21 protein-coding genes are annotated in these 21,468 nt (G+C 37.1%); 2 read left to right on the top strand and 19 right to left on the bottom strand.

Features of this window, described 5'->3' with window-relative positions; genetic code table 11:
• The first annotated feature begins 104 nt into the window (after window positions 1-104).
• Window positions 105-1,598, top strand: a complete 1,494-nt coding sequence (locus Q7A_RS05415) for a tetratricopeptide repeat protein (RefSeq protein WP_084227444.1) — start codon at window positions 105-107, stop codon at window positions 1,596-1,598.
• Window positions 1,595-2,305, top strand: coding sequence for an ABC transporter ATP-binding protein (locus Q7A_RS05410; RefSeq protein WP_014706325.1), 711 nt, complete (start codon window positions 1,595-1,597; stop codon window positions 2,303-2,305). The genes Q7A_RS05415 and Q7A_RS05410 overlap by 4 nt, the downstream gene beginning before the upstream one ends.
• A 23-nt stretch (window positions 2,306-2,328) precedes the next feature.
• Here Q7A_RS05410 and Q7A_RS05405 read toward each other — a convergent pair whose 3' ends face one another.
• From Q7A_RS05405 to Q7A_RS05315, 19 genes are all read right to left on the bottom strand, one after another.
• Window positions 2,329-3,459, bottom strand: coding sequence for a glycosyltransferase family 4 protein (locus Q7A_RS05405; protein WP_089418508.1), 1,131 nt, complete (start codon window positions 3,457-3,459; stop codon window positions 2,329-2,331).
• Between the two features lie 2 nt (window positions 3,460-3,461).
• Window positions 3,462-4,595 (bottom strand): glycosyltransferase family 4 protein, encoded by a 1,134-nt coding sequence (locus Q7A_RS05400; protein WP_014706323.1) that lies wholly within the window; start codon window positions 4,593-4,595, stop codon window positions 3,462-3,464.
• 7 nt (window positions 4,596-4,602) lie between these two features.
• Window positions 4,603-5,445 carry an NAD-dependent epimerase/dehydratase family protein gene (locus tag Q7A_RS05395; RefSeq protein WP_014706322.1) on the bottom strand — a complete coding sequence of 281 codons (843 nt, stop codon included), beginning with the start codon at window positions 5,443-5,445 and terminating at the stop codon, window positions 4,603-4,605.
• 133 nt (window positions 5,446-5,578) lie between these two features.
• Complete coding sequence (gene gmd / locus Q7A_RS05390) at window positions 5,579-6,616, bottom strand: GDP-mannose 4,6-dehydratase (protein ID WP_041354408.1); 1,038 nt, start codon at window positions 6,614-6,616, stop codon at window positions 5,579-5,581.
• A 27-nt stretch (window positions 6,617-6,643) separates the two neighbouring features.
• Window positions 6,644-7,783, bottom strand: coding sequence for an FkbM family methyltransferase (locus tag Q7A_RS05385; protein WP_089418507.1), 1,140 nt, complete (start codon window positions 7,781-7,783; stop codon window positions 6,644-6,646).
• A gap of 8 nt (window positions 7,784-7,791) precedes the next feature.
• On the bottom strand, window positions 7,792-8,937 hold the full coding sequence (locus Q7A_RS05380) for a glycosyltransferase family 4 protein (protein ID WP_014706319.1): 1,146 nt from the start codon (window positions 8,935-8,937) through the stop codon (window positions 7,792-7,794).
• Window positions 8,934-9,599, bottom strand: a complete 666-nt coding sequence (locus tag Q7A_RS05375) for an HAD family hydrolase (protein WP_014706318.1) — start codon at window positions 9,597-9,599, stop codon at window positions 8,934-8,936. Before Q7A_RS05375 ends, Q7A_RS05380 begins: the two co-directional genes overlap by 4 nt.
• Entirely contained in the window at window positions 9,596-10,333 is a 738-nt protein-coding gene (locus Q7A_RS05370) for a 3-deoxy-manno-octulosonate cytidylyltransferase (protein WP_014706317.1), read from the bottom strand. The genes Q7A_RS05375 and Q7A_RS05370 overlap by 4 nt, the downstream gene beginning before the upstream one ends.
• Window positions 10,320-10,769 (bottom strand): hypothetical protein, encoded by a 450-nt coding sequence (locus tag Q7A_RS05365; protein WP_041354407.1) that lies wholly within the window; start codon window positions 10,767-10,769, stop codon window positions 10,320-10,322. Before Q7A_RS05365 ends, Q7A_RS05370 begins: the two co-directional genes overlap by 14 nt.
• A 14-nt stretch (window positions 10,770-10,783) precedes the next feature.
• A complete protein-coding gene (locus tag Q7A_RS05360; RefSeq protein WP_089418506.1) occupies window positions 10,784-11,926 on the bottom strand; it encodes a beta/alpha barrel domain-containing protein in 1,143 nt (380 codons plus the stop codon).
• Window positions 11,923-13,419 carry a hypothetical protein gene (locus Q7A_RS05355; protein WP_014706315.1) on the bottom strand — a complete coding sequence of 499 codons (1,497 nt, stop codon included), beginning with the start codon at window positions 13,417-13,419 and terminating at the stop codon, window positions 11,923-11,925. The genes Q7A_RS05360 and Q7A_RS05355 overlap by 4 nt, the downstream gene beginning before the upstream one ends.
• A 208-nt stretch (window positions 13,420-13,627) precedes the next feature.
• Window positions 13,628-14,659, bottom strand: a complete 1,032-nt coding sequence (locus tag Q7A_RS05350; RefSeq protein ID WP_041354934.1) for a mannose-1-phosphate guanylyltransferase — start codon at window positions 14,657-14,659, stop codon at window positions 13,628-13,630.
• Window positions 14,660-14,927: 268 nt separating this feature from the next.
• The gene (locus Q7A_RS05345) at window positions 14,928-15,488 is read right to left on the bottom strand and encodes a sugar transferase (RefSeq protein WP_014706313.1); all 561 of its coding nucleotides are present in this window, start codon (window positions 15,486-15,488) and stop codon (window positions 14,928-14,930) included.
• Window positions 15,489-15,500: 12 nt separating this feature from the next.
• Entirely contained in the window at window positions 15,501-16,475 is a 975-nt protein-coding gene (locus Q7A_RS05340; RefSeq protein ID WP_014706312.1) for a UDP-glucose 4-epimerase family protein, read from the bottom strand.
• Entirely contained in the window at window positions 16,475-17,926 is a 1,452-nt protein-coding gene (locus Q7A_RS05335; protein WP_014706311.1) for a phosphohexomutase domain-containing protein, read from the bottom strand. Before Q7A_RS05335 ends, Q7A_RS05340 begins: the two co-directional genes overlap by 1 nt.
• Before the next feature lie 173 nt (window positions 17,927-18,099).
• A complete protein-coding gene (locus Q7A_RS05330) occupies window positions 18,100-18,849 on the bottom strand; it encodes a glycosyltransferase family 2 protein (protein ID WP_014706310.1) in 750 nt (249 codons plus the stop codon).
• A gap of 56 nt (window positions 18,850-18,905) precedes the next feature.
• Window positions 18,906-19,817 (bottom strand): glycosyltransferase family 2 protein, encoded by a 912-nt coding sequence (locus Q7A_RS05325; protein ID WP_014706309.1) that lies wholly within the window; start codon window positions 19,815-19,817, stop codon window positions 18,906-18,908.
• An 8-nt stretch (window positions 19,818-19,825) separates the two neighbouring features.
• The gene (locus Q7A_RS05320) at window positions 19,826-20,527 is read right to left on the bottom strand and encodes a hypothetical protein (protein WP_089418505.1); all 702 of its coding nucleotides are present in this window, start codon (window positions 20,525-20,527) and stop codon (window positions 19,826-19,828) included.
• Between the two features lie 5 nt (window positions 20,528-20,532).
• Window positions 20,533-21,468, bottom strand: coding sequence for a glycosyltransferase (locus tag Q7A_RS05315; RefSeq protein ID WP_014706308.1), 936 nt, complete (start codon window positions 21,466-21,468; stop codon window positions 20,533-20,535).

Below are 21,468 nucleotides of genomic sequence, written 5' to 3'. Positions count from 1 at the left end.
CCACTTAGCAAATACATAATAAGGTGACAAGCAACAAATTAAGGTAACTTTACCATCAAAGCTATGCTCAATTCCGTTATAATCTCGCTTTAATATAACAATCCGTGAGAGTGAATTTGATCACCAGCCCTCCGTCTCCATCATTTTCTTCACCGCTCCCTCCGATTGAAGAGGTTCTTGATTGGCCCAGAGAAGCGTCTAGAAAAGGCGATTGGAGGATGGCAGCCAAACGTTGGGATATATTGCAGCGGGCCTATCCGAATCAAGCTCAGGTTTGGTTTGGTGCAATTGACGCGTGCCTGCAGGCAAAGGATGTGGAAACCGCTGAAAAAATTCACCAACTTGCTAGTGAACGTTTTCCCAATAATCCAAATACTTTATTGCATGGCGCAAGGATTCGTCTCGCCCAAGGCGAAATTCAACTTGCTGCAGAATTATTCGAAACAGCACGAAAGCAACATCCTAAAATACTTGAAATTTGGCTGCAATCCAGTGACTGCGCCCTCAGGAAAGGGCTATATGACGAAGCAGAAGTTTTCAATGCAAAAGCCCGTGAACTTGTGCCAAGCCATCCCAAACCCCACAAACAATATGCTGAAATCGCCATGCAACAGCAGGACTGGCATACGGCGCTGAAACGCTGGGCGGCGTTTCGCAAACTCTTTCCTGAAAACCCGGCAGGCTATATCTTAGCGGCCGAATCGGCAGAAAAGTCTGGTGATTTAAAGCTCGCGCGAAAATTAAAATTAGCCCGCGAATACGGCGAAGAACTGTTAACAGATTCTGAAGAAGTAAATATCTACTCGTTTCACAACCGACGCCATCGTCATGCAACGCTGACGGGATTGATGGAACTAATCTGGACCAAAGCCATCTTTAATCTACGCTCGGAAACACAACGTAACTACCTTAGTTATCTTTGGTGGGTTATTGAGCCTTTATTGCACATGATCATTTATTTTCTGGTCTTCGGTTTTTTATTACAACGTGGAGGAGAAGGATTCATCACTTTTTTACTGACCGGACTAATTCCTTGGATGTGGTTTAGCAAAGCGGTCTCCAATAGTAGTAACAGTATTATTACCGGTCAGGGATTAATGCTACAGATAGCTATTCCATCAATTGTTTTTCCCCTAGTCAGCCTCGTGCAGGCCAGCTTGAAGCAAATTCCCGTTTTTCTCGTATTATTCGCCTTTGTCTGGTTACAAGGATATCCACCCGGGCTCCACTGGCTAACTCTAGTACCAGTTATCTTGCTGCAAACGCTACTAATTGTAATGTTTGGTTGTATACTTGCAGCTTTAGTTCCTTTTGTTCGTGACATCAGTCACATTGTCTCAACCGGTCTTACATTTGTCATGTTCATGTCTGGAATTTTTTACAGTTATGAGAGCATTCCGGAAAAATGGCAAGAGCTGTTTCTTTTGAATCCTATGGCTTTTATCATCAAATGCTACCGAGAAATTTTCATCGAAGGTATATACCCCGACTTTTCTACTATGGGAATTTGGGCAGTCATTTCAATTATAGGCTGTGCATTGACGCTGATATCATACAAAAAATTGCGTTATATTTTCCCAAGGGTAGTTCTTTCATGATGCAAATAGACCCCGTCATTTCGCTTCAAGATGTAGCAGTCCGTTATAAACGTGCAGGAAGCCTTTTCCGTAGAACTCAATATTATGAAGCTTTAAAATCAATTAATCTTGATATATTTCCAGGAGAAACTCTCGGAATTTTAGGAAGAAATGGTGCCGGAAAGTCGACATTACTTAAACTGATCTCAGGCATTATTAAACCGGATACGGGCACCATAACCAACAATAATATATCCGTCTCATTATTAGCACTGCAAGCAGGATTTGATCAGAATCTGAGTGGTAGGGATAACGCTATCATTAGCGGTATGTTGCAAGGCTATAGTCGGAGTGAAGTTGAAACAAAACTTGACGAGATACACGAGTTTTCTGGTCTTGAAGACTTTTTCTTTGAACCTGTACACACCTATTCATCTGGAATGCGTACCAGACTCGGGTTTTCCGTAAGTACAATCATCAGCCCAGATGTGTTGTTAATTGACGAAGTCTTAAGTGTGGGCGATAGAGACTTTAGAGAAAAGGCTGAAAAAGCCATGATTGCCAAAATCCAATCCAATCAAACCGTATTATTAGTTTCGCACGCCCATTCCCAAATTCTCAGGTTATGCGACAGAGCAGTTGTTATTGAATCAGGCAAAACCATTGCTAACGGTACACCTGCTGAAGTAATAAAGATTTATGAAAGACTTCTTAGTAATACTAAATAACTATTATATTTGTCTACACTAAACTAACACGATGATCTCACTAAGCTCTGATACATCATCACATATTTTTTAACCATCTCTTCAGCTGTAAACAGTTCTTCATATCTTTTTTTCGCCCTAACTCCCATTTCCGATGCCTCTTTCGGATGAGCCCACAACCAATTCATGGCTTTACTTAATGCGTTCGGATCAGCTGGAGGCACAACGAGCCCGGTTAGTTGATCAATGTTGATATAAGTAGTACCAGTACCTATCTCACTGGAAATCATTGGCTTACCATACATGGCACCTTCTAAAAGCGAAATACCAAAAGCTTCTGAACGAAGATGTGATGGAAAGACAACACCAAAACACAAATCTAGCAACGCTGATTTATCCATATCTGAAACCGGGCCAACAAAATGTATATTTTTAATTCCACTCTCATGAACTTGTTGCTTAAGCTCTGCTTCAACCGGTCCTGCGCCAACAATAATAATTGGATATTCGGTATCTTCTGCAGCCTCAATTAAAATATGTAAGCCTTTATAATATCGAAGCACACCAATAAACAGAAAAAACTTTTCACCAACTTTGTTGCGCCAGTATTCATACAATTCAGGTTTAGGTTCGGGGTATGCCTGCCTATTCAAACCAATAGGGATTACATCCACTTTATTCCGAAAGCGTTGAAGTGCATAACTTGTTTTTAAATAATTAGGTGAAGTCGCTACTATTCTATCCACCTTACCTAGAAATTTATTTCTAAGGGGTCTGTAGAGATGGAGTAACACTTTTTGGCGCACAATATCAGAATGATAAGTTACTACTGAGGGTTTATTTACGCCTGATAAACAATGTAAAACGTCCATTAGAGGCCATGGGTAATGATAATGAATTACATCAGCCCATTTACTTAATTGCTTAAACTTATCAAAAACCTCAAATGAAAATCCTGTAGAGGCGATATTTAAATACTGTTTACAACGATGAACCCTATGTTTATACACCTCCACTTCAGCAGGCTCAGGATTATCACTTAGTGCCAAGATTTTCGTTTCAATATCAAGCTCATCACACCCTCGTGCGATTTGATAAATTACCTGCTCAACTCCACCAAATGAATCCGGAAAGTATGTTTTGAATACATGTAAAACACGAATTTTTTTTTCCATTATCAAGTCACTTTTTGATATATGGATAAAGTTTCATTCAAGCATTTTTCCCAAGTGAACTCTTTTGCCTGGTTTATTCCTAATACACCATATTCTTCTTGTAAAGATTGGTTTGATAACAATAGTTCCAAGCCAGTTTTGATAGCATCAATGGAATAGGGATTAACTAACATACAAGAATCACCAGCTACTTCAGGGATGGAAGTCGTGTCTGAAGTCAAAACGCACGTACCACAAGCCATAGCCTCAAGGACTGGCAGGCCAAAACCTTCATATAAAGACGGGTAAATAAATACTGATGCCGCTGCATAAAGTTTTGGCAATTCATTCTCCGCGACATACCCCAGTTTTTTTGCGTAACCTGCAATAATCAATTTATCAATTTCTACATGTATATCAGCGCTCAACCATCCTTTGTCCCCTACAATGACAAGTGGATACGAGGCTTTTAAGTAATCTGGTAAAGCAGTAAATGCCTCAATAATTCGTCGGAAATTTTTCCTAGGTTCAATAGTGGAAACGACTAAATTGAATTGTTTATATCTTAAGTCATATTTTTGCAGAATTTCTGAACATTCAGATTCGTCATATGGGTGATACTCTTTTTCGACCCCCAAATGAATACTTGAAACTATGCTTTCATCAACATTTAGCAGCTCACAGATTTCTCGACGCTGAAATTCTGAATCAGTAATGATCTGATCAGCTCGATTCATCACCTTATATATATTTTTTTTCCAAAAAAGTACGCGATCCTCAGGGTGAAACTCAGGGTGCCTCAAAAAAGACAAATCATGAATCGTCACCACCGAATGTCCTTTAAAAGGCAAGAGCATATAGTTTGGTGCATGATATATAAAGTCTGACATAACACGAGAATGTTTTTCAAACCGCTGCGCTATGTAAAATTGTCGGGCAGAACGTACTAATGATTTTAAAGGCAATTTCCGGGCGAGATGTCTCGCAGCGTTAGCAGTTTCTGATGGTTCCAATTCATTTACTATTTTACCTGCCTGTACATATCTCAATTCCTTGATGGCATTAGATGATTGTAGTGCAGAAACCAGATTAAACGTGTATCTTCCTATGCCTGATAATGGCGGTATCAGTGCATCAACATCAATAAGTACTTTCAAAAACCCATTACTCCTTGAGCATCCATTCGAGCGTTTCCTTTAATTTAGGCATTTGCCAATCGGGTAAAAAAGTCTTCAATTTAGTATTGTCACCACACAGCCTTTTTACTTCGCTAGCTCTAACAAACTCGGGGTTAACTGTGACTGACAAATTATGATTGGTGAGTTGCTGACACATTTCAATTATCTCTCGTAATGCATAAAGCTCACCCGAGCAAAGATTAACCGTCTCACCAACAGGTGCTTTTGTCAGTAACTGAACATAAGCATCAGCCACTGATCTGACATCGCCAAAATCTCTCCATACATCAAGGTTGCCGAGTTCTATGTTTTTAGCTTTTTCTTTAAAATGCGAAACAATTTTTGGTATCAGGAAGTTCTCAGTCTGGCCCACGCCCGTATAATTAAATGGCCTTACCAATATTATTGGTAATTTCTTATGCCATAATTGAACCATATATTCCATTGCCAACTTACTCACTGCGTAATCATTCGCAGGAGCAGGAATTGCTGTTTCATCTAATGTTCCCTCTGTGTTTCCATAAACATTAGCACTACTGGCAATAACCACTTTTTTAATATTGGGAGTATGTTGTGCCAACGCAGCAAGCAAGTGACGAGTACCTATGAGATTAACCTGGTAGATTTCATCAACATTCCCATGAGCCACAAATGCAATGGCAGCTAAATGAATGACCGCCTCAGGCTGCTTAGATTTTATTTCGGTGGTTAAGCTGTCAATATCTAGCAAATTTGCTGAGATACCAACGACCTCGTGTTCGGCTTTCAATAAAGCTCTTTCAACATATTGACCGGTAAAACCGCCTAATCCAGTGACTAATACCCGCATCGAGTAACCTTTAATTGATGATTTTAAAATTTTAAAAGTCCGTTTTGTGAAATTCGTAATTAAACAGAGCTATTAAGAGCAATGGCTATTACCCTAAATTAAAAATCCTAGTATGAATACAAGCTCAATGGATTTAGAAAGAGACACCCCGCTTATTACGGCGCAAATCTGCCTCAACCATCATGACACATAGCTCTTCCAAATATGTTTTTGGAGTCCAACCCAATACATGTTTAGCTTTAGCCGCATCACCAATCAACAACTCAACTTCAGCTGGTCGATAAAATTTAGGATTTACTCTAACTAATGTTTTACCCGTTGATTGCTCAATACCAATCTCATCTTCAGCATTACCTTCAAAAAAGAGATTAATACCAACCGCTTTAAATGACATTGCAACAAAATCTCTCACGGTTTCGGTGCGATTGGTTGCAAGCACAAAGGTATCCGGCTCATCAGCTTGCAACATCCGCCACATGCCTTCCACGTATTCTTTAGCAAAACCCCAGTCACGCTTAGCATCAAGATTGCCTAATTCCAGAACTTCTAGTTTACCCAGCTTGATTTTGGCAACACTATCGGTGATTTTTCGCGTAACAAATTCCCGCCCTCTTAAAGGGGACTCGTGGTTAAATAAAATACCGCTACAAGCGAAAATATCGTATGACTCACGATAATTAATCGTCATCCAGTGAGCATACAACTTTGCAACACCATAAGGGCTACGTGGATAAAAGGGCGTCTCTTCAGTTTGTGGAATTGATTGCACTTTACCAAACATTTCTGAAGTAGAAGCTTGATAAAAGCGGATTTTTGGATTAACGATCCGAATTGCTTCAAGCAAATTTACTGCACCTAAACCGGTAATCTCAGCCGTAGTGATAGGCTGGTCAAATGACACACCAACAAAGCTTTGAGCCGCAAGATTATAAATTTCATTCGCACCGGTATTTTCCAATAATCGAATACTGGCCGATAAATCCGTTAGATCATACTCAACCAAATGCAGATTTTTATGCTGTTCAATCCCTAACTCTTCAATACGCCATAGACTCACAGAACTAGTGCGTCGATAAGTACCATAAACTTCATAGCCTTTTTCCAACAGTAACTCTGCCAAATATGCTCCATCCTGACCTGTGATTCCTGTAACAATGGCTATTCTTTTCATAATCAACTTTAAATAAATCCAATAAAATTATAAATGATGCTTATTTTTTAAAAGCAAAAGTTCATCATTCAGATACTTATACTTTTCTCTTAGTTCAAAGTTACTTGAGTTAGACAACTTCAAATCTGTTCTTAACTTAACTAATTTATCTCTTTGAGCAACAACCTCATCTTGTGAACTTTTGTATTTTTCTCTCAACACAGAGTTATCCTTATTGCAAGAATTAATATTTGAAACTAATTTATCAATTTTTTCTCTAAGAGAATCATTTTCATATTTATTTATGTCTAACTTTTTGTGCAATCTTTTTAACTCTGCAAAAAATTGTCCATCTGAAAAATTTAAATTATATTGCTCAATAATTGATTCCATATCATTAATGTTTTTAGAAATTTCTTCAAAACTTTCAATCAAACAATATTTTTCGATTATAGAAAATGCATAATTGAAATTACCATAGGCCATCAAAAGTACACATAGATTACTAAGCTTTTCTCGATCATTTGAAATAAGTTCAGGATCTTTTACGAAAAGTGCATCGCAAAAAACAATCTCACTACCGATATTTGTAGTGCTATTACGCTTCCATCTAATTGGATTTATATCGACAAGTTTATAGCCAAATTCAATAAGATAATTGAAAATTTCAGGAAAAAGTTGCTGACCAGCATAAACTTCACAAAACTCAGTTTCTACTTCCACACAAAGTGAATCGTTTGAAATAACTTGTCTTCCAGAATTTAATACTTGGTATGCAGCTCCTTGAACATCAATTTTCAAAGCATGAATTTTTTTATCTATGATTTTTGAAAAATCATCAATAGTTGTTACTTCAATCGATTGCTCTGAGACTATATTGAATCTATCGGGGTTGGGGAAATTATTTAAAAAGGTAAAGTTAGGACGTAAAATGGATGAACATTCATCTTTAGAAGTAATAAAAAGTAAATTTTTTCCTTTTTTATCACCAATTGCATAATTAAATTTTTTACTATTTAGAGTTTGTAGCTTTTCGTAACTATCTGAATTTGGCTCTGAATAAAAAATTTCAATGTGGTTACTTAAAAGTTCCCATCGTGGGTGAGAGCCACCTGCCCCACCGATATCAAAAAAAACAATCTTTCTATTGTCGAGTAATTTATCAATAATTCCAAATATATCAATCATTATAAAACTCACCTATTATTTAAAATTTTTCTTCTGATAATGTCTAATCTTCTTTCATACTGAAATCCAATTTTTTCAGACGAATAATTAAATAAAATATCATTGCGAGCAGATTTTGAGATTTGCAGTCTGAAATCGTTATCAATAAAAACTTTACGTATCAGATATGAAGCACTTTCAATATCTGCATCAGCCCAAAAAAAATCTCCTACAACATCTTGGTTTGGTAACATTTTTTCATGTGTTGGATCTTTAATTAGGCGATAATCAACTAAACATGAATTAAAGGATGTCATAAATTCCATATTTCCAGAGTACGCAGTTGCAATAACTGGCTTTCCCATTCCCATTGCCTCAGCCATGCCCAAACCTAGTCCCTCAGCACGATGTAGGGAGATATAGGAATCACAACTATTAATAAGGTCGAGAATTTCTTCTCGCTCCATTATATTAGTAATGAAATGTATATCCTCGCGACCTTTTGCATATTCTTTCAATGAAAGAAACTCATTAACTTGACTTGCTACGCCATCTTTTAAACTAACCTTTATAACTAACCCTGTATTAGCAGAAACTTGCTTAAAAGCAGAAATATATGAATCAATCGCTGCATGAGGATTCTTTCTTTCTATCAAAGAACGCATATCAAAAGAAGTTAAATATAAGAAAGCTTTCTCTGGTAAGTTCAGCTTTTTTCTAATTGATTTACGCGGACCAGTGATATTAATTGGAATCGGCATGTGAACTACTGGAACCGTTAGCTTCCTAGATATTACTTTTTGAATAAATGCAGTCGGTGCCCAATACTCATCAATATATGACTCATAATCAGCAAACTGTTCAAGCAACTCGGATAGCTCATAATATCCATAACAAATGTTATATTTATTATTATAAATATTTTTATTTATTCTGGGCAAATGATTAAGATTAAGATTAAGTATATTTATATCAAATGAGTTTAAATTTGAAGACTTACTTTTTAACTTAAAATCATCATTTTTAAAAAACTCGGTACTATTAAAACACTGCTCTAATGTATCTGTCACACTGTAATCAAAATCTGCAGAATCAAAACCCGAAGCCACATTCCTAAAGTGCTCGCCTATACCAGCCTTCAAAAACGGCCATCCTACTAAGTTAACACCTTTCATTTATAGAACTCTAATGTTGATACAAAGTTAAAATCTATATTGTCAAAATCGTCAATAATAGTTACATCCTTAGCTTGCAACACTTCATTCCATTCTATCCAATCAGAAAACCTCTTAACAAAAACAAATTTCATACCATACTGTCTGGCTAATTCATAATCTAATTTTGCATCACCAAAATAGACTCCTTGTCCATTACAATAATTTTTATAAAGCTCATACATACTACTTCTCTTTGGTGTAGGATTTCCATATATTACTGTAAAATACTTGAGTAAATTTTTATTATCAAGATACGATACAATTTCGTCACGATTACCGCCTGAAATTATATATTGTGGAATTTTGTTATCATTCACGCTTTCAACAAAACTATCTACACCATTTATTAGTGACATAGTATGTATGTTCATCTGACAATAATTAGAAAAATCTTTTAAGAAACTATTGTATTTAACATTACTGTCTTCTTTTGAAATAAATGAAAGATAATATTTAAACTTTTCCTGTCTAGTTATACCACCATTATCAATATGGTATTTAATCAATTTTTTAACATAATTGGGTGGTTCATCGCGTAATGCATATTCAAATGCATTAATTTTTAAGTTATTGGTATTTGCAATGACACCATCAAAATCGTATAAAATATAATCCATCATTTGATTATTGACTCAACACGAGCTAAGTCTTCTGGATAATCTACCGCTATAGTTCCACCATCTACTTCGACCATCTTTACTTTATACCCAATCTCTAAAAACCTTAATATTTCAATATCTTCAATAGATTCAAGTTTTGTTTTCGATTTAACTTTAGAAAAATCATCTAAAGCATTTATATGAAAACCATATATACATACTTGTTTATATGCTGAAACTAGCACTTGTTTTTTATTGGAGGGAATAGCGGCTCTTGACATATACATTAGTAAATTAGTTGGCGTAGATACTACTTTAGGAACAGATACAGAATTGAACTCTTCTTCACTATTAATAACTGCCATTGCATTGATAACCGAAAATTCTTGTTTTAATAGTTCGACAAGAACAAGCTCTATATCACTTGCTCTGACCATTGGCTCATCACCTTGAACGTTAATAATGTACTTCAGTTTGAGTTTTTTAGCTGCCTGATACACTCTATCCGTACCAGTTAAACAATCACTACTCGTCATTATGAAGTTGACACCGTATTCCTCACAACAATCAGCAATTCGTTTATCATCTGTTGCAACATAAACATTAATGGAAGCAAAACTCTCCAGACATCTTTCCCATACGCGAATAATCATTGGCTTATTGTGAATCAATGCTAATGGTTTGCCAGGAAAACGAGATGATTCATAGCGGGCTGGTATAATGATTGCCCACTCATCATTATTAATATGATTCATATAACGAACCATTTTTAACTTGATATGTTGTAGGTGTTAGAGCTGTTAAGGGTTGATTGTACTTACCATTTAAAATTCTAATAAACTCGATCATTTGCTGTTGCTTTTCATCACTTGTATTATAACCATCAAATCCGACCATGTAGATATTCTCTGCATTTGCTTGCATAGCAATTGCTACTGCATAGGCGAATGATAGCTGCGAAGGAAGAATACACTTTGTCGCTGAGACAAGAAAATCATTATTGATTATTTCATATTTATAATTACGTGTATTATCTGTATTAATCTTGCCTAGAATAGAGCTAGGCAATACATTAGTGTTTGTATAAAAAATTTTATTTGATGTTTTATAAGAGTATGACTCAATGAGAATCTTATTAAGGTTGATAGCCACAATCCCATCGATCAAATTCTGATTTAATTCTTCATGCATATTTAAAGATAATACTATTGGGTTTTTTTTCTTATGTAGAACTCAATATCTTTTGCATATTTTGCTAGACTCGGACCTGAACCAATTATCAAAACATCCCTACCTTTCCACAATTCGGTTGGATCCCAATACCCATAGCCCACATCAGATTTTGTTTGGTTGTTTACGCTCAACAATAAGTCTGAATTATACTTTTGTGATTCATTTTCAGTCAGATAAGTGAGAGCGCTGTATATTTCATGAGAAGTGTAAGATTCATCTGCAGTTAGATCTTGAATGTAACTTGGATGTATGGAAAACTCAGCTGCATAGTGAAATAGAAAACTATGGCCCCATCCATATTTTTTGTGAAGAGGCTGAAGATATTTATACACAAGGTAGAACATTGATTCACTATTCCAGTTAACAAGCTCTTCCTTATGCCTTTCTAATAATAATATTTCAGTAGGGGCATTCCCAGCACCGCGCCCCATTCCTAATACAGTACTATCCAACCATGTTACATTTGTAGTTGCGGCTGCTGTCAAGGTATTTGATAAAGCATTCCCCTTATTATTATGTGCATGAATGCCAATACTACCATACCAATAATTGCCAATTATTTCGGCAACCCTATAGACTTTGGATTGCGTCATATCACCAAATGAATCAGCGAAATATATAACATCTACATATTCATTAGGAACATTCTGAATTATTTCTCCAAGATATTCTTCACTGACACTAGATACTTGCATAAAATTCAAGGCAACTTTATATCCTTTTTCTTTTAAACAGTTTAATAAAATAGTAATTTTTTTATTTAGTGCTTCTTTAGAATTTACAGCAACCCTTACAAGGGAAACTTTTGATTTTTCTTTTTTAGAAAAAATTCGATCTATATCTTTCTTAATTTCTTCACTTTGGAAAAAATCTGAGGCATTAACCATAACTGCATACATTAAATTATCAGGTAGATCCAATGTAGAAATATATTCATCACTTGTATAAGCATAGGGTCCAAGATACTTATTATATTTCAATGGAGTTCGAAACCCGAGCTCGACATAGTCAACATTTGAATCTGACATCGCTTTCAAATATGCGTTTACCAGATCACGATCAAAGTCCCATTTATTATAGTAACCACCATCACGCAAAGTGCAATCTAAAATCATTTCATTTTCTCAAAGTTAAATCTGCATTTATTCTTAATTATTCTAGCAATTTTCGCCATTTTTAATGAAAGCTTATAAGCTCTAGAGTTTGTTATACCTGCAATTTCTTGCCGTAAGCCTTCATTTTCCATAGAAATATTTTTTATTTTCGCTTTAAGTTTTTCAATATCTCCGGTACCACCTGATGTTATTTTTTTACGACTATTTGGGAACCGCTTTGCAAATGGTTTATCATTTTTCATATAGTATTCAAAAATATTGTCATCGGAGTCAATTTTCTCTAAAAACTCAAAACTTTCTGAAAGACCGTTTTTATGTTTATCTAATAAATTAGAAATATATTTACTAAGCCAATCTCCTCTGTCGAGATAATTTTCTTGTGGTATATAATAATGAGTCATTAGATAATAAATAATATTACTTTTATCTTCATAACAATAACTTTCATAATAATCTGAAATACTCTCTAACTTATCTAAATGTGCGAGAGGTGTTAATTGAGAATTGGATGTCGTAAATAATGATTTACCCCAAAAAAGTGCTTGCTGACCGACAGTTGAGGAGACTGAAACTACCCCATCAACTATGTCAAGTAAATATTGGCTCGTTGAAGGATATTCTGAAAATTCATCTTTATGTATAAAATTAGAGTATCTCGCAGATAAATATTCTAATGTTTTAGGATGTAGAATTTGCTCTGAGATAGGATTAACATGCTCTGTAACTACCACACCAATATCGTTTGGTATCTTTTCTAAACTATCAATTAAAAAATCAAACTGCGATTTATACTCGCATACAGCGTCAAATATAAAATAACCGCTATATTGCAATGGTAAAAGCACTAAAGCTTTATATTTATTTTCTGGATCTAGAAGGCTTCTGTTATATGGTGAAGCCTCCCTTACTATTGAAAAATATTTGTCTCGTATTTTGTTTAGATTATCTAATTGTCTAGATGTTATCTTTACAGCTTCAATTTCTTTCTGATGTTTAACTATGAAAGAGTTACCGAAGGTACCAAGGGGGTCCAAATACCATGAGATAGGATAAGGGTTCCTTCCTAACATCCCTAATTCTTGATATAGCACAAGAGCATTAGGATATAAGCTTTTAAGAAATGGAACTGGTGATACAAAGCTCCATATTATATCTGGAACAAACCCATTAATTTTTTTAGTAATAATGGAGCACATATTATCCAGTTGCTCTTTTGTATATTCATTTCTATACCAAGCAATTTGTGCATCGTTATAATATTGAAAAACAGCTCTTAGCTCTGCCTGGTCAATTACGGAAACATGCTTCACTCCAATATCAAGCAGACTGTCAACATATTGCTTTTGGGCATCACCTATAATGAAATAGCATTCTATTGACTTATTTACACTTAACAGATTCTTGAATATTTGAATAAAAATAGGAATCCAAGCATTTTTCCATTCTGGGTGTCCTTTTTCTATCCATGGTTCGATATAAACTAGTATTTTCACTATCGTCCTTCGATTATAATTTCACTCTAAGTCTATCATCTTACAAATAGTCTGCGGTTTCACATTTATTTGGATATTCAGCACCACTTATAAACATCCTCAAGCCGTATAACGTCATCTTCACCGACGTATTTATTTTCCTGTCAGCACCTCAATAATCACCAATTCGTTATCTGTTACATTGAACCATACTCGTACATTCGCAGACTCAGCTGGAATGTGGTTTAACTTCAATATGTTTAATTTTGAAATGAGGTCTTTCTTCCAACACTGTGTCGCTACCCCATGGCCGATAGACTGTTCGGTGCAGGTTATGCGAGTCATGATCCAGTTGTTTGAGATCCGCATACACCTGTTTTACATCCTTCGCCCGGTTGTCATTTTCATCGGCAGGAGCCAACTCGCCCATGGCAGCCGCCCAGGAACCAATATCGCTCCAGCCCAGATCGCATGGTACGACTGCTATTGCTGACGACTTTTCAAAAACGGCAAAGTCAATTGAATCTTCCCGCACTGCTTTGAATGAATCGGCATCGAGCTCAACTTCTTCAAAACTTTCGCTATGTGCAGTACGAGATTTTTCCATGCACATTTCCACAGCGCTGAGAATATCAGGACAATGTTGTTGCATCTGCTCCAGCATCACACCAGATTTGAAACAAAACATGCCTGAATTCCAGAAATAACGCCCAGATGCAACATAGTCCTTGGGCGTTGGAAGGTCAGGTTTTTCTACTAAGCATTTGACGTCATATTCATCAGTTTCAATGTAACCATAGCCCGTTTCTGGCGCGGTTGGCTGAATACCAAAAGTGACTAATTTATCGGTTTCAGCAAGTTGTACGGCTTTATCAACGGCTGCTGTGAACGCATCAGTATCGTTGATTAGGTGATCTACCGCCAATAACAGCGACAGAGCATCATCATGTTTTCTAATGTTTAATGTGGCTGCGGCGATGGCAGCCGCAGTATTTCTGCCAAACGGCTCGAGAATGAAGGAGGTCGGAATATTTTCCTGATTGATTTCGCGATAGTTGTCTTCTGTTTTAAACAGCAATTCGCGATTGGTAACTGTGAGCATTTCCCGCACATCTTTTTGCTGAGAACCTTTGACAAAGTCTTTTTGAAGCACTCTTTCACCATCATTCAACCGGATGAATGGTTTTGGATGCATAGATCGGGACAGTGGCCACAGTCGTGATCCTGCACCGCAGCAGAGAATAGTAGGTATAAGCATCATGTTTCTTTATATGCATGTAATACATGACCAGTGTAATGAAGCTACACTTTCGTAACAGTGACGAACGTTACGAGTCCTTGTGAGAATATTCCTGGGCTGGCGATAAGATAACAGCTCTTCTGATAAAAATTGTTCGTTAATTCAGATAGTTAAATCAAAACACACTGACACTCACCGAATAACAAGCAGCTATGTTAACAAACTTTTACCGAATATGGTTATTCACAACCAATTTCAGTTTATCTCGATAAGCCTTGCACTGCCTGAGTCACAGTACCCGGTCACCGGCTCCTTTTCCGGTAGCAGTGTGAAAAATATATTTGAAATAGTTCAACAGTGTCAGTTCACGGATCATTTTTGCATCTGTTTCCGCCAGCAATTCGGGGGTGGACATATCAATTTCATTGATTTGAGCAAGCCCTGTGATTCCGGGCTTTACATCAAATACATTTCGGTTCGTCCTTTCAGTTATTAGTTCTATTTGGTTATAAAGACAGGGTCTTGGGCCAACCAGGCTCATATCACCCTTCAGCACATTCCATAATTGCGGTAATTCATCCAGTTTGGTCCGACGCAAAAAACGTCCAAAGCGTGTGATGGATGCCGCACTGGCTAGATGACTGGCGACATGAGCCGTATCTTTTTTCATGGTGCGAAGTTTGACCAATGTAAAAGGCTTTTGATGGCGACCCACCCGTTGCTGACGAAAAATAGGTGAGCCGGTATCGAACCAACCAACAATGGTCAGAATTAATAAAATTGGCAAACCAATCAATAATCCAAAAATAGAAAAAATAATATCCAGTAAACGGATAACAACTTGGGTCATGAAATACTCGTTTTAATGTTTTACAAAGGTTGAATTTCTATCCAACTCAGCCATTTTGTTAAGTTGTTGTTCCATCGATGTGACAGGCTGCCATCCCAGCAACTGGTTAGATTTGTTGATGTTGATTTGCAAATTACCGAATAGACGATCGGTGATATTTTGCTTGCCTGCCAGTTTGGCGAAAAATATCATCCAGGCAATTGGCACGGGAATCAATCTTGGTGGTCGTTGATATGCTTTTGCAATTTTTTTTAATAGGTCTGTAGTGGAAATATCTTTACCATCAGCTATCAGGAAAACCTGATTCGCTGCAGCAGGAGGTGTCATGCAAAGCGTTATAAAATCAACCAGATTATCAATCGCCAACATGGAGCGTTGATTGGAAACCGATCCAAAAGGTAGCGGTAAGCCTTTTTTGATGATTTTGATCATACACGCAAAGTTAGCTTTCACGCCCGGTCCATAGACAAGGGGGGGACGTATTATCACTACCTCCATTGAGGAGCTCTTGGTCAGTTCAAACAGCGCCTGCTCTGCTTCAAATTTTGACTGACCATAATCATCTTCAGGCTTTGGCTCATCCGTCTCAGTGAAAGCTTCACGATTGTTAGTGGATTCACCATTTACTTTAATCGAACTTAAAAAAATGAAGCGTTTCACACCAGCCTTGGCCGCTTGCCCAGCTAACTCAATGGTAGCGTTTACATTCAATTTTCGAAATTCAGTCAGTGGATCGGTGGCATTATCTTGCATGATATGAACACGTGCTGCGGTGTGAGTTACGACATCAATATTTTTCAGCGTATTGATTATCGTGTTCTGTTCGTCCAGCAGGCTTAAATCACCAACCACTATTTGCTCAACCTCTTCAGGCAATTCAGCAGAATGCTTTCGAACTGCTGCAATTACTTCATGACCTTCAGCAACAAGTTGAGCCACTAGAGCCTTACCAACAAATCCAGTTGCTCCGGTGACAAAAATACGCATCAGCTATGAATTAACTGTTCGATTTCAGCTACTTTGGCTTTCATCAAAGACTCATCGGCTCGCGATTCAACATTCAAACGCAAAAGTGGTTCAGTATTAGACGAGCGTAAGTTAAATCGCCATTGTTCAAATTCAAGGCTAATTCCGTCAGTTCTATCAATAACGGGATTTTCAACCGCGAAATGTTTCAGAATTTTATCGAGAATGACACTGACATCTGCTACTCGATAATTAATTTCACCACTGCATGGGTATTTCGCCATCCGTTCATTGACCAGTTCAGACAAGGGTTTGCCAGCAACACTGATTAACTCAGCGACCAGCAACCAAGGGAGCATGCCACTGTCGCAATAGGCGAAGTCCCGGAAATAATGATGAGCACTCATTTCACCGCCATAAACTGCATTTTCAAGACGCATGCGTTCTTTGATAAATGCATGACCCGTTTTGGATTGGATGGGTTTGCCACCGGCCGCTTCAACTTGATCGATTGTATTCCAGGTTAGTCGTGGATCATGAATTATTTTTTCGCCTGGTGACTTGAGTAAAAATGCTTCAGCCAATAAACCAACAATATAATAACCTTCGATAAAGCGGCCATTTTCATCAAACAGAAAGCACCGATCAAAATCCCCATCCCAGGCAATACCCATATCCGCTTTATTGGCAATAACAGCATCAGCTGTTGCTGCACGATTTTCGGGTAATAATGGGTTGGGAATACCATTGGGAAAGCTGCCGTCTGCTTCGTGATGTACCTTGATAAATTCAACCGGCACATTAGCTGATTTGAATTGTTCTTCAATCGCATCTATCACGTGTCCAGCAGCGCCATTACCGGCGTTGACGACTAGTTTCAAGGGTTTGACTTTACCCAAATCGATATAGGTCATTAGATGCTTAACGTAGGGCTCAAGTATCGATTGTTGTTGATATTTATTCGCATGAGTTGTGCCACTGAAAACATTGTTTTTAATAGGTGCCGCATCCGAAGTATTGACCATATCAGCATTCACTGCTTTAGTCGTGTTAAACGGTGATTCAATACGTTCAGCCAAATCACGAATATCATTTAATCCGCTATCACCACTTATCGGCAATGCATCACGACCAACCAGCTTCATGCCATTGTAATCCATGGGATTGTGACTTGCCGTCACTTCAATACCACCATCAACATCGAGATAAAATGACGCAAAATAAATCTCTTCAGTTCCCACCATGCCGATATCAATAACTTCTGCTCCGGCATCCATCAAACCTTGCGCTAAAGCGAGTTTAAGCGGCTCACTGGTATGCCTTATATCTCCCCCCACAGCAACCCGTTTTGCATTGAGATGTTTGGCATAAGCGTTACCAATACGGTAAGCCACATCCGGGTTGAGCTCATCACCCAATTTGCCACGAATGTCGTAGGCTTTAAAACAAGTCAGTGTGTTTACTGTAACCATATTTGTTCCTTGGTTCATTCAATGCTGTGGAGTAAGATGAAGATAAGTAACTATTTAAAAAAAGCAAAACCCTGCGCTGCGTATTAAAGATCTAGAATATTATTTTGCGAATCCACTCGGTAATTTCTTGCAAGTCAACTTTTCTTTCGCAAAATCCATTTGAAAATTTCCTATTACCGATTTGAAATCGTCGGAAAACGGCCTCGATATTTAGCAAAAAACCGTATCATACTGTTGAGATGCCATCGCAAATACTTTAACTTTTTGTGACTCTGTCTTTGCGCCTGGTGGATAACCGATACTTGTGGTGATACCGCTATAGGCAGTCCTTTTTTCCAAAGCCTCACACATATATCAACATCTTCATAATATAAGAAATATTGCTCATCAAAACCATTTACTGCTTGATAGGCTTTCCTATCAAACAGCATAAACATGCCTCCTACCCAGTCTGGGTAAAACAAGCTACTTTTATCGGAAAAAGCATAAGTATCGTGCTCGCCAGTGATAAGACGTTTTATTAGTCGTGTCACTGTTGGAAACTTTCGCACACTGTCTTCGACTTGACCTTTCGCATCAACTATTACTGGAGCAATCATAGCTAAATGAAAAGTCTGTATATTCTCTACCAATGTCTGAAATGGATCATCTTGCAGATGAATATCCGGATTAAGTACACAAAAAAAGTCACCCTTTGATTGTTTGAATGCAGCATTATGGTTTGCAGCAAAACCTTTTTGGGTTGGGTTTGTGAGAAGTCGTAATGACGCGTTTTTAAAAGAGTAATTTATCTTTTCTGGGATATTATGTGTCACTATCACCTCATGAATCACTCCAGCAGAAACAACAACATCCAGATCATTTAACAATTGTTGTACTAATATGGATTGTCCATGACTAACGATAGATAATGTAACCTTCATTGAGATGTCTTGATTATAAATTGCATGAATTAAACGGACGATTAAGCATTTGTCAACTACAACCCAAAACGAGTTTTATAAAGTATAATCATTTTAGTCTTGTACAAATCTAAAAAATTCAAGAGTCCGATTTTAGTTAGTGAGGATATGGCCAGCTTAAATGACTGGAAAACATGCCCTTCCATGTACTTTACGCGGGAAAATGTTGTGAGAGTATAACCAGCACTAGCAGAGTCTGAAAAATAGTGATTTTTCACTTTTATCCATTGCCTACAAAAGTCACTATTGATTCGGCCAGAAATAACTCGATTATGCAAATCATCTGGACGGAAGTAATAATCTGCACATTTTTCCTGCTGAAAAATGAGTTTGATGCCCTTCTTTTGAGCTCGCATCATCAGGTCTGAATCCTGGTGGCGAGACAAAGTTTCGTCAAACAAGACATCTTTTGCTACCCCAACAGGCAAAATGAATGTACTTGTTTGCATATGTTGCCCAGCAGCAAAAACATACTCAGAAACAAGTTCATTCCTACGGATTCCACGAATAGGAAGCAGTGCACCAGTTTTATGTGACCCAATCAATTCAAATTGACCGTAGATGATAAATTGCGCATCAGAAATGTTTTCTATAATTTTAACTGCGGACTCTAATCTGTTTGATGGCCAAGTATCATCAGAATCCAGAAACGCGATATATTCTCCACGAGCCAAATTCATTCCTTTATTACGTGAAAATGCAGCATTCATATTTCTATGATTCTGTACAAACTTAATGCTAATATCCCTAGCATATTGAGCGATAACCTGTTCCAGCTCGGTAAGATCGTCCGATGCATCATCGACAATTACGACTTCAAAATTTTGCTCACTCTGATGTAAGAGCGAGCCTAAAGCACGGCTGATTGTTTTCGAGGAATTGAAGCAAGGTATAATGACGCTGAATTTGATATTACTGTTAATGTCCATCAATACACCTAAACCATTGAATTAATTTTGGCTAACAAGATCTGAACGTTCTTCTCTGGAGACACATTAGCGTCTAACTCTAAGACCTCACACCCACGACCTTTGTATGTTTCTGCAATTGACTCAACCAGATCAATTGCACTTTCTCGGAGAGAATAATAGTTGCTTTTTAAGCCATCTCTATCAGCAACTCTTTCCGCTAGAGACTCAGGCTCTGCTTTCAACAAAATAAGTAAATCCGGTAGAGGACAATTGCCTATGTATGATGCAATCTTGCCCTTGGAAACGTTAGAATATAAAAGTGTAGTTGCTCTTTGAGCAGGCCCTTCCTCCAAAACGACAGCACAATTAAAAACTACATACTCCTTTAATAAGAAGCCTGAAAAAGAATCAGCAAATAACTTTACTCTTTTTACCCTCCATAAAAAGCTTATTTTTACACTTAAAACTTGTCCTACTCCTTCAATTAAGGATTTTAAACTTATCCCTTTTTTTTTATTTTGATCAAAAATTAAAAACAAAAACCAAAACAATCTCAATGACATTTTTTTTGAAAAAAGTGATAAAAAAACAACTAAAAAAGAAAGGTATGTATTATAGCTTTTTAAAGGTTTTTTATAGATTTTATGGGCATCAGCAGCTAGTTCTAGCTCTCTTATGAGTGTGGTTTTTCCAGATCCTGCTGGCCCGATTAATTCAACAAGTATCATTATGATCAAATTATTTTATTAATATATAAAAGCAGCAAAGAAAATTTCCCTACCAATCGTGAAAATACGTTATTTTTATATATACAAGACCTCAAACTAGTCAACGCAATCTGCCTCAGATAATATGTAGACACCTCAATATCTTTTTGTAGATAAAAGTATTTGTAAAGACAAATCCTGGTTCTTAAATAATTTTGCTGCTTCAGACTTTCATCTAAAACCCCTCGGTTTATCCCGCCTGAATGAATTCTAAAAGCTGAAGGTTTTATATTGGATATATACTTTCCTTTACCGAAACAACCAGCAATTGCTTTTATGAACATATCACCACCAAACAATAATGGGTCAATATTTTCGTAGCACTCCTTAACCACTGCATACCTAACCATTACAGCCTGTGTACTAATTTTGAAGCTGGTCTTTAACTCATACTCCGAAGCATCTTTTCTATTATTCTTGCTTAGTTTGTTTTCATGAACTTTTCTTCCAGAACCATCAATGACGATCGCATCGTGATATACAATCGAGTACTGCTCATTATTCTCAAGAAAATTCTTTTGTATACTTAATTTATGCTCATCCCTCCAGTAATCGTCCCCCTCACATAATGAAACATATTTACCTTTCGCACGCTTGTAATTAAATTCAGCATTAATTTTTTTCCCTTTAGAATACTGGTTATCAGTCTGATAAATGGGCTTAATCAAGTTAGGATAATGTGCCTCATACTGCCTGATTATCTCAGTAGTTCTGTCAGTTGAGGCGTCATCATGAATCAGAATTTCAAACGGGAAATCGGTTTCCTGGATGAGGAATCCTTCCAATGCATCCTCAATGTAGGACTCATGGTTATAGGTAATACAGCAAATACTGACAACCGGTTTATCTGGTTCGCCCTTCCATGTCGCCATGATCTCTTCTTGGTTTCTCAGATTTTTCAT

This window comes from Methylophaga nitratireducenticrescens, from assembly GCF_000260985.4.
In the GTDB taxonomy this organism is placed as follows: domain Bacteria; phylum Pseudomonadota; class Gammaproteobacteria; order Nitrosococcales; family Methylophagaceae; genus Methylophaga; species Methylophaga nitratireducenticrescens.
Note: the sequence above shows the minus strand (reverse complement) of the source record. Positions and strands in the feature narration are given on the sequence as shown.